Source organism: Paenibacillus xylanexedens, from assembly GCF_017874615.1.
Classification (GTDB): Bacteria; Bacillota; Bacilli; order Paenibacillales; family Paenibacillaceae; genus Paenibacillus; species Paenibacillus xylanexedens.
In genome coordinates this window covers 209,533-219,982 of the sequence record NZ_JAGIKV010000010.1, presented here as the reverse complement: position 1 = coordinate 219,982, position 10,450 = coordinate 209,533, and the positions used below count along the sequence as shown (strand labels likewise).

At 46.7% G+C, this 10,450-nt stretch carries 8 protein-coding genes; all 8 read left to right on the top strand.

The window, feature by feature from the left end:
- Positions 1–129 precede the first annotated feature (129 nt).
- The 8 genes from purM to J2Z28_RS15485 all read left to right on the top strand — a co-directional run bounded on the left by purM (position 130) and on the right by J2Z28_RS15485 (position 10,263).
- Positions 130–1,170, top strand: a complete 1,041-nt coding sequence (gene purM, locus J2Z28_RS15520; protein WP_101314736.1) for a phosphoribosylformylglycinamidine cyclo-ligase — start codon at positions 130–132, stop codon at positions 1,168–1,170.
- Positions 1,170–1,787, top strand: a complete 618-nt coding sequence (gene purN / locus J2Z28_RS15515) for a phosphoribosylglycinamide formyltransferase (RefSeq protein ID WP_211083156.1) — start codon at positions 1,170–1,172, stop codon at positions 1,785–1,787. Before purM ends, purN begins: the two co-directional genes overlap by 1 nt.
- Before the next feature lie 295 nt (positions 1,788–2,082).
- On the top strand, positions 2,083–3,630 hold the full coding sequence (gene purH, locus J2Z28_RS15510; protein WP_091019800.1) for a bifunctional phosphoribosylaminoimidazolecarboxamide formyltransferase/IMP cyclohydrolase: 1,548 nt from the start codon (positions 2,083–2,085) through the stop codon (positions 3,628–3,630).
- Between the two features lie 129 nt (positions 3,631–3,759).
- Positions 3,760–5,025 carry a phosphoribosylamine--glycine ligase gene (purD, locus tag J2Z28_RS15505; RefSeq protein ID WP_211083155.1) on the top strand — a complete coding sequence of 422 codons (1,266 nt, stop codon included), beginning with the start codon at positions 3,760–3,762 and terminating at the stop codon, positions 5,023–5,025.
- 706 nt (positions 5,026–5,731) lie between these two features.
- Positions 5,732–7,069: a hemolysin family protein gene (locus J2Z28_RS15500; RefSeq protein WP_211083154.1), complete on the top strand. Its 1,338-nt coding sequence runs from the start codon at positions 5,732–5,734 to the stop codon at positions 7,067–7,069.
- Between the two features lie 285 nt (positions 7,070–7,354).
- On the top strand, positions 7,355–8,437 hold the full coding sequence (locus J2Z28_RS15495) for a hemolysin family protein (RefSeq protein WP_211083153.1): 1,083 nt from the start codon (positions 7,355–7,357) through the stop codon (positions 8,435–8,437).
- A gap of 255 nt (positions 8,438–8,692) precedes the next feature.
- Positions 8,693–9,643 carry a ring-cleaving dioxygenase gene (locus J2Z28_RS15490; protein ID WP_244988316.1) on the top strand — a complete coding sequence of 317 codons (951 nt, stop codon included), beginning with the start codon at positions 8,693–8,695 and terminating at the stop codon, positions 9,641–9,643.
- A gap of 14 nt (positions 9,644–9,657) precedes the next feature.
- Complete coding sequence (locus J2Z28_RS15485) at positions 9,658–10,263, top strand: alpha/beta hydrolase (protein ID WP_211083171.1); 606 nt, start codon at positions 9,658–9,660, stop codon at positions 10,261–10,263.
- Positions 10,264–10,450: the final 187 nt, after the last annotated feature.

Sequence of the window (10,450 nt, the reverse complement as noted above, 5' to 3'; positions counted from 1 at the left end):
ATAGCAAGATCACACCAGCCACCTCTGCACCGCTTTTTTGGCGGGTGTCCAGAGGGCCTGCCAAGGTCCTATGGGGTCCTCCCGGGCGGGAGGATTTAGGTGGGGCGAAAAAAAAGGAGATGATTCCACTTGTCTGAAGCATATAAAAAGGCCGGCGTTGATATCGCGGCAGGTAATGAAGCGGTTGAACGGATGAAAAAACACGTGAAGCGTACCTTCCGTCCGGAAGTGATGACAGATCTGGGAGGCTTTGGCGCCCTGTTCGGTTTGAACAAAGATAAATACGATGAGCCAGTGCTTGTATCTGGTACGGATGGCGTAGGCACCAAGCTGAAAATTGCATTTGCCATGGACCGTCACGATACCATCGGAATCGACGCGGTAGCGATGTGTGTGAACGACATTGTGGTACAGGGTGCAGAACCACTTTTCTTCCTTGATTATCTGGCATGTGACAAAGTCATTCCTGAGAAGATCGAAGCTATTGTTGCGGGTATCGCTGAAGGCTGTCATCAATCTGGTTGTGCGCTGATCGGTGGCGAGACGGCGGAGATGCCGGGCATGTACAGTGAAGGCGAATACGATATTGCCGGATTCACGGTGGGTATCGTAGACAAAGCGAAGATCATCAATGGTACAACCATCGCCCCTGGTGACACAGTAATTGGCCTGGCTTCCAGCGGTGTGCATAGTAACGGATTCTCGCTGGTACGCAGACTTTTGTTGGAAGATGCGGGTCTTGATCTGCATGATGAAGTAGCGGAACTGGGCGGTAAGCTGGGTGATTCCCTGCTGGAACCTACGAAGATCTATGTTAAACCCCTGTTGTCCCTGCTTGAAAAGGTAAAAGTAAAAGGCATGGCTCACATTACAGGTGGTGGCTTCATCGAGAATATCCCACGTATGTTGCCTAGCAACGTGAATGTGGATATTGACTACGGCTCTTGGCCGATCCTGCCGATCTTCAACCTGTTACAGGAAAAGGGTGCTGTCTCGAACCGTGACATGTTCACCACATTTAACATGGGTGTCGGGCTTGTATTGGTCGTTAATGAAGCAGATGCATCGGAAGCGCTGCAACAACTGAAAGCATCTGGTGAAGAGGCGTACATCATTGGCCGTGTTACTGAAGGAGATGCGCGAGTAACCTTCACGGGAGCGGATGTTTAATGGCGAACTACCGCATAGCTGTATTTGCCTCGGGTGAAGGGACTAACTTTCAGTCATTGGTCGATGCAGTACGGAATGGTGGGCTGAATGCATCCGTTGATCTGCTCGTGTGTGATAAACCGGCTGCACGTGTTGTGCAGCGGGCACAGGACGCAGGCGTGGAATGTCATCTGTTTACTCCGAAAAATTATGCTTCCCGTGAAGCCTATGAGTCAGAGATCGTGGAAGTGCTTGAATCCAAAAAGATCGACCTGGTCGTTCTTGCCGGATATATGAGATTGCTGACTTCCGTTGTGGTGGATCGTTACGCAGGGCGGTTGATTAACATTCATCCGTCCTTGCTACCGGCATTTGCAGGTAAGGATGCGATTGGACAGGCATTGGAATACGGTGTGAAAGTTACGGGTGTGACCGTGCACTTTGTGGACGGAGGCATGGATACCGGACCGATTATTGCCCAGCATCCGGTTCCCATTTTGCCAGAGGATACGCCTGAGTCAATCAGCCGTTCCATTCATGCTGCCGAGCAGCAGCTTTACCCTGAAGTGGTATCCTGGTTCGCCCAAGGTTTGGTTCAGTTAGAAGGGCGTTATGTCACTGTTAACAAACCGGTTTGATATAGTTTTAAACTTTTTCACACATTAACGGAGAGGACAGAAATAAGCTGTAGAAGCGAAGCGCTCGCCTTTATTACTGGATTTTTACCATTGAGAAATTGTTCAAAAAAATCTAGGAATAACAGCGATCGAAAGATTATTCTGGACTCGTAGTGTTTTAGTGTGAAAATCTATTTATCAACTGTATAACAGAAGTCGAATATTGGTACGCATTTTGTGATATTTCTCGGGAAATAAATCGGCTGTGTTTCGTCAGGAAACGCGAAGCCATGGGACATTAAAGGAGGAGCATATTGTGAGTATCAAAAGAGCGCTGGTCAGCGTATCGGATAAAACGGGCATCGTGGACTTTTGCCGCGAGCTGTCGCAAATGGGTGTGGAGATTATTTCGACAGGAGGTACAAGCAGCCTGTTGTCGAAGGAAGGCGTACCTGTCATCGGAATTTCGGATGTGACCGGATTCCCGGAAATTATGGACGGACGTGTAAAAACATTGCATCCGGCAGTTCATAGTGGGTTGTTGGCTGTGCGTGATAACGAAGAGCACACACGCCAGATGGAAGAACTCGGTCTCGGCTATATCGATCTGGTTGTCGTGAACCTGTATCCATTCCAAGAGACTATTGCGAAACCGGACGTGGCATACGAAGATGCCATCGAGAACATCGATATTGGCGGTCCAACGATGCTTCGCTCGGCAGCCAAAAACCATGCCTTTGTCAGTGTCGTTGTAGACGCATCTGATTACAGCCAAGTGCTGGAGGAAGTGCGCAACGATGGAGATACCACTCTCGAAACTCGCAAACGGCTTGCGGCAAAAGTGTTCCGTCATACGGCGGCTTACGATGCACTCATCTCCGACTACCTGTCTAACGTAAATGGCGATCCGTTGCCAGAGCGTCTGACGGTTACTTACGAAAAACTCCAGGATTTGCGTTACGGCGAAAATCCACACCAGCAGGCGGCATTCTACCGCAAACCGCTGGCTGCTCAAGATACGTTGACAACAGCCGAGCAATTGCATGGCAAAGAGTTGTCTTACAATAACATCAACGATGCGAACGCAGCATTGCAGATTGTCAAAGAGTTTGAAGAACCAGCCGTTGTCGCGGTTAAACATATGAACCCATGCGGCGTAGGTATTGGCGCAAGTATCTATGAAGCTTACAGCAAGGCATATGCTGCAGATCCAACGTCTATCTTTGGTGGCATTGTGGCAGCGAACCGCATTATCGACAGCGATACAGCAGGCAAATTGAGTGAGATTTTCCTGGAAATCGTACTTGCTCCTGACTTTACACAAGAGGCTCTCGATATCCTGACGAAGAAGAAAAACATTCGTTTGCTCAAAACGGGTGAGTTGAATGCTGCTCGTAAACGGGAGAGCCAATTCGTGGTAACGTCCATCGACGGTGGTATGATCGTGCAACAGTCCGATGTACACTCCATTGAAGCGAGCGAGTTGAATGTTGTAACCGATCGTGCGCCATCGGAAGAAGAACTGAAACAGCTGTTGTTTGGCTGGAAAGTAGTTAAACATGTAAAATCCAACGCGATTGTACTTGCTGCGAATGACATGACGGTAGGTGTGGGCGCTGGACAAATGAATCGTGTGGGTGCAGCCAAAATTGCGATTGAGCAAGCGGGCGAGCAAGCAAAAGGTGCTATTCTGGCATCGGATGCGTTCTTCCCAATGGGTGATACGCTGGAACTGGCTGCAAAAGCCGGAATTACAGCGGTAATTCAACCTGGTGGTTCGATCAAAGATGAAGAGTCCATCAAAGTAGCCAATGAATACGGAATTGCCATGGTTTTCACAGGCGTTCGTCACTTCAAACACTAGAACGAAAAAGGTTTAAATAAGGGGTGTCGCCAGTCATACTTATGACTTATGGTACACCCCCTCTTTTTTAGGTTTTTCAACACGCGTTAGCGTAACAAATTCAGTTATGCACGGAGGGGAACAGAGCGAATGGATATTCTGGTAGTAGGCGGCGGTGGCCGGGAACATGCAATCATCTGGGCGCTGGCAAAGAGTCCAAAGGTAGACAAGATTCACTGTGCACCGGGAAATGCAGGTATTGCTCAACTGGCTGAGTGTCATGCCATTGCGGTAAATGAATTCGATAAACTAACGGCTCTTGCTGTAGAGCTTAAAGTGGGACTGGTGGTTATTGGTCCGGATGATCCGTTGGCGGATGGGATCGTGGATGCATTTGATTCGACAGGTATTCCGGTATTCGGACCTCGTCGCAATGCAGCAGAGATCGAAGGAAGTAAAACGTTCATGAAGGACCTGTTGCACAAATACAACATTCCAACCGCAGCCTATGAAAAATTCGACAACTACGAACAGGCTCAAGCATACCTGAGTGAGCAAGCAATTCCGGTTGTCATCAAGGCAGATGGACTGGCAGCGGGTAAAGGTGTGACAGTAGCTTATTCCCGTGATGAGGCTGATCAGGCACTTCGCAGTATCATGGTGGACAAAGTATTTGGTGAAGCAGGAGCCAAAGTGATCATCGAGGAATTCCTCGCAGGTCAGGAAATGTCCATTCTGGCTTTTGTCGATGGGGAGACGGTTCGCCCGATGGCGGCAGCACAGGATCACAAACCTGTATTCGACAACGACCAAGGGCCAAACACAGGCGGTATGGGGACATACTCACCTTTGCCACATATCCCTGCTTCTATTATTGAGGAAGCTGTGGAGACGATCATTAAACCAACGGCCAAAGCGATGGTGTCCGAGGGACGTCCATTCCAGGGTGTATTGTTTGCCGGGCTGATGATTTCACCAGATGGAAAACCCAAAACGATTGAGTTCAACGCACGTTTTGGTGATCCCGAAACACAGGTTGTATTGCCACGTCTGAAGAGCGACTTGTTCGATATCTTCTGGGCAACCGTTCATGGCAAGCTGGCTGATATTGAGATTGAATGGAGTGATGAAGCCGCAGTATGTGTGGTGCTTGCTTCAGGAGGTTATCCGGGTCCTTATGCCAAAGGTGTAGTCATAGAAGGACTGGATCAAGTGCAAGATGCCGTGGTATTCCACGCAGGTACAGCACGTAGTGAAGCAGGAGACTGGGTTACGAATGGTGGACGGATCCTGGGTGTAGTTGGCCTTGGTGCGGATATTGCCGAAGCTAGAAACAAAGCTTATGAACAGGCGGAGCGTATCCATTTTGATGGTAAACATCAGCGAACGGATATTGCTGCCAAAGCACTCGTATAGAATGAATATAAGAGTCCGTAAAGATGTATACCGGAAAGGTATTTGCATCCTGCGGGCTCTTTCCAACGTATATAGATGTATCTTGTGTAAACGGCCGGACTTGTCCATACGGGAAAGACACAAAATAGGAGTAGGTCAGGGCGATCACGCATGTTTAATGCCCTAAACTAAAGGGTAGTATTTTTATAAATTGGACTATACTAAACATGTGAAGATTATCACATTATAAGGTAATACCAAACATATTATATAAAGTAACTAACATACATAAAGACTAATTTGTGAACATTATACTGTAAGCTTGTGGCAAACCATAACGTGCAACTGGATGGTTGAGCGGGAAACATGGTATACTTTTCGGAAACAGGAATGAGTACGAGGGGAGGTGGATATCTATTGGGTAGGCGATATTGTAAATTGTCCAAATGGCGAATCTAGGTGGAGTTAAGCGAGGAACAATTGACAGCATGAGGGGTAACCCGATTTGAATGAAGAAGTTTCTGCAAGTCATTGACTTCATCTTGAATTCCTGTTTTGTAATTTTACAAGGTCAAACGTAAGACTTATACAAAAGATATCATTGAAATCAATTTTATATAAGGCAGACGTCGTGTTGAAAGACTAACAGTTGATGAATGGTTAACACAGTTAACGGATCACGCTGTAACTATCTCTGGAGGTGAATCCCTGAGAACCGGGGAAATCATTGGACATAATTACCGTATTGAATATCGCTTTACTTATTATCTTGATTGCATTGACTGCATTTTTCGTAGCATCGGAATTTGCTGTAGTCAAAATTCGTACATCAAGAGTGGATCAACTGGTCGCGGAGGGCAATAAAAAGGCCGTATTGGCTAAAAAAGTTGTCTCGGACCTGGATTATTATCTGTCAGCCTGTCAGCTCGGTATTACGGTCACTGCTCTAGGACTGGGAGCGCTCGGAAAACCGACGGTTGAGAGATTGTTATATCCGGTATTCAATTATTTAGACGTACCTGCTTCAATCTCGTCGATTGCTTCCTATGCGATCGCCTTTATCCTCGTCACGTTCTTGCACGTGGTTGTTGGTGAGATGGCACCGAAAACGTTGGCGATTCAATTTTCAGAAAAACTGACATTAATGCTCGCCCCATCGCTATACTGGTTTGGTAAAATCATGTATCCGTTCATCTGGGCGCTTAATGGAACTTCACGTGTTCTTCTGCGAGGATTCGGTGTAAAGCCTGCCAAACATGATCAAGCCTACTCGGAGGACGAGATCAAGATCATCATGAACCAGAGTTATGAAGGTGACGAGAACAACAAGACAAAGCTTTCGTATCTGGAAAATGTATTTGTGTTCGACGAACGTGATGCCAAAGACATCATGGTGCCGCGTACGGAACTGGTGACATTAGATCAGGATATGACGTATGACGATATTATTCCTATATTGGATGAACATAACTATTCACGTTACCCTGTCATCGAGGATGGGGACAAGGACCGCATTATCGGCGTTGTGAATGTGAAAAAGATATTGCCTGACATGGTAGCCGCAAGATCATATCAACTAAGCGAGTTCGTTCGTGAGATCCCATTTGTTTCCGAAGTTACAAGTATCCAGGATGCAATGATTAAAATGCAGCAGGAACGTGTACACATGGCCGTGGTCGTGGATGAATATGGGGGTACCTCGGGTATCATTACAATGGAGGATATTCTGGAGGAACTTGTCGGTGAGATTCGCGATGAATTCGATGCCGATGAGGTGGCTGATATTCAGGAGACCGGAGAGAATCAATATCTTATTAATGGCCGGGTACTTTTGGATGAAGTGGAGCGCCAGTTCGGGCTTAGCTTTGAAGGAAATGAAGAGATGGATACCGTTGCTGGATGGATTCAATACCAGAAGGGTGTAGGTGTGGAAAAAGGCGACACGGTAGAACACGGTGATTATGTCTGGACCGTTGTTGATACCGAGAACTATCACATCAAACAAGTTCTTCTGGAACGAGTGAGCGGCGCGCAGGTTGAGGAAGCTACTAGCGATCTTGCGTGATGTTGGTTGGTTCGATCATGACTGTAATCTAGGGTTTGATTGCCTATTTGGCTACTGCCCTCAGAATTTAAAGCGTTTTGGCAACGTAACAGTGTAGGGGACGGAATCGATTCTGAAGAAGCGTAGCGTTCGCGTTTGCAAACCAATTTTAAACCTTTGAAAACAACAATCAGGGAAATTTGGAGGCAATGGCGATCGGAAGAACGAGCCGTCACCGGAACGTCACTCGTGCAAACCTTATTTTAAAATTTAATGGAGGTGAATCCCTCAACCTGAGGGAAATCATTGGACGGAATAATAGCCTTGAATTTATTTTTAGTAGCCGTATTTATAGGTCTGACAGCCTTTTTTGTTGGAGCCGAATTTGCAATTCTTAAAGTACGGATGTCCCGAATCGATCAATTGATCTCGGAAGGCAACAAAAAGGCAGTACTGGCCAAAAAAGTGGCGCACAACCTGGATTATTATCTGTCTGCATGTCAATTGGGAATTACCATCACGGCGCTGGTATTGGGAGCCTTGGGTGAACCTACCGTTGAGAAAATGCTACATCCGCTCTTTGAGCGAATGGAAGTTCCAGCGGCGTTGTCTACCGTGCTTTCCTATGGTATTGCTCTGGCGATCATTACCTTCCTGCACGTAGTTATCGGTGAATTGGCACCGAAAACACTGGCGATCCAGTTTGCAGAAAGAATGACGCTGTTACTGGCACCGCCACTGTACTGGTTCGGTAAAATCATGAATCCGTTCATCTATGCATTGAATGGAGCTGCTCGTCTGTTGCTTAGCATATTTGGTGTAAAACCTGCCGGGCATGATAGCGTTCACTCCGAAGAAGAGTTGAAGCTGATTATGGCACAGAGCTTTGAGAGCGGTGAGATCAACCAGACGGAGCTGGACTATCTCAAAAACATTTTTGCTTTTGATGAGCGTCTGCTTCAGGAGATTATGATTCCACGAGATAAAATTGTTACTTTGAATAAGGAAATGCCGATTGATCAGATCATTGAAACGCTGAATCGACACGAATACACCAGATACCCTGTTATTGCGAATGGGGATCAGGCGCATTTTGTAGGCTTTATTAACACAAAAGAAATGTTGACGAGTGTGGCTGCGGGCAGAGATTTCAATATGGAGACATTTGTTCACAATACACCGAGTTTCTCCGAGCGTTCTCCAATCAAGGATGTACTGATCCAGATGCAGCAAAGCCGTGTACACATTGCAACCGTGAAAAACGAGGCAGGTGCTACAGTAGGTATGGTTACGATGGAGGATATCCTTGAAGAGATTGTCGGAGACATCAAGGATGAATACGAGCATAAAGATTTGGTGAATCCACCAAAAAGAATGAAACTCGTTTAAGAATAAGTGATACAAAGATATTACAGGATTAGCGAAGCAACCTAATCAATCGTTATAACGCTGAGCAGGTTCCCGGAGTGATCGGGGCCTGCTTTTTGTATTAAATCTTAATTTTAAAATAAAAGCTTGCATAATGTGGTTCAATGGATTAATATAAATTTAAAGAATCTTAACTTAAAGATAAATAATAAAAAGCAATAAATAAAAGAAACAAAAACAACCTATGATACAACTAAAACCAAGGGAGTGAAGATTATGTTCAGAACTTCAGGAATTCATCATATTACAGCTTTTGTTGACGATGCCCAGAAAAACGTTGATTTTTATGCAGCTGTGTTGGCGCTCAGACTGGTGAAAAAAACAATAAACTTTGATGCACCGGACGTGTATCACTTGTATTACGGGAATGAGCAGGGTGCACCGGGCACAATCATTACCTTTTTCCCACAGCAGAATTCAAGAAGAGGTGTCATTGGTTCCGGTCAGACTGGAGTAACCGTATATGCGGTTCCTGTAGGAAGCCTGCCTTTCTGGAAAGAACGTCTTGCTTCCTTCGATATTCCATATGAAAATAAAACCAGATTTGGTGAGCAGTACATTCGTTTCTTCGACAAAGGCGGTCTGCTTCTTGAACTGGTTGAGCGTGAAGGTGGTCAGCCAAGCAGCTGGAGTTTCAACGGTGTGACACCGGAGCATGCCATCAAAGGATTTGGCGGAGCCGTATTGTTCAGCCACGTTCCTGAGAAAACCGTGGACGTCTTGGTGAGCAAACTGGGTCTGGAGCAAGTCGGTGAAGAGAACGGACTCCTTCGTCTTCAGGCAAGCGGCGATATTGGTCAGATCATCGATATTCAGTCCACAGGTATCCAACGCGGGATTGGTGGAGCCGGAACGGTTCACCATATTGCATGGCGTGCCAAAGATTACGTGGAACATGAACAAATTCAGCAGGATCTTGAACAATCCGGTTATCATCCAACGCCAGTCATTGACCGTCAATACTTCAACGCTGTGTATTTCCGGGAGCCGGGTGGTATACTGTTCGAACTGGCTACGGATCCTCCGGGATTTGCACGGGATGAACCAGCAGAGAGCATGGGTGAGAAACTGATGTTGCCTGAATGGTATGAACCACAGCGTGAGCAGATTGAGCAATTGTTGCCACGAATTGAAGTACGTGAATGGAAAGGAGAGTCCAAATCATGACCACAACCAATACAATGAAACATATCTATAAAGCAGGTGCTCAGCCGGATGCGCCAACAATCCTGTTGCTTCATGGCACAGGCGGAACCGAGAATGATCTGATCGGTCTGGCGGAGATGATCGCACCCGGAGCTGGCATACTTGGGGTGCGGGGTAATGTATCGGAGAACGGGATGCCCCGTTTCTTCCGCCGCCTGGCCGAAGGCATTTTTGATGAAGAAGATCTGATTGCTCGTACGGCAGAGCTGGGATCTTTTGTCGATGCAGCTGCGCTGGAATACGGTTTTGATCGGTCCAACGTGTATGCACTGGGTTACTCTAACGGTGCCAACATTGCGGCAAGCTTGATCTTCCATCAAGCAGATGTATTCAAAGGTGCAATTCTGCATCACCCGATGGTACCGCTGCGCGGACTGGAACTGCCGGATCTGAAAGGTCTGCCTGTGTTCATTGGTGCGGGCGAGAATGATCCGATTATACCAAGACGTGAAACGGAGGAACTTGCTTCGCTGCTGAGCGGTGCAGGTGCTGATGTAAACACGCATTGGGAGCGTCAGGGTCATCAGTTGACTCGTACCGAGGCAGAAGCCGCGGCAGCTTGGTTTAAGACTCAGGCGTAAATTGGGTGGATAGACGGTTATGAAACGTATAGAGACAGCCTGATCGTGAAGATCGGGCTGTTTTTTCTTTTTATTTAGTCATCGTTAGGAAGAAGAAATGATTGACTGGTGTTATGTAACCGTTACGAACCGGGTAAACATTTGAATGTGTGGTAGATAACCTTGTATGCTTAGTGATATAGCTATG

Coding starts and splice junctions, on each gene's coding strand:
- purN (WP_211083156.1), top strand. CDS start 1,170: ATGGCGAACTACCGCATAGCTGTATTTGCCTCGGGTGAAGGGACTAAC.
- purD (WP_211083155.1), top strand. CDS start 3,760: ATGGATATTCTGGTAGTAGGCGGCGGTGGCCGGGAACATGCAATCATC.
- J2Z28_RS15490 (WP_244988316.1), top strand. CDS start 8,693: ATGTTCAGAACTTCAGGAATTCATCATATTACAGCTTTTGTTGACGAT.
- J2Z28_RS15485 (WP_211083171.1), top strand. CDS start 9,658: ATGAAACATATCTATAAAGCAGGTGCTCAGCCGGATGCGCCAACAATC.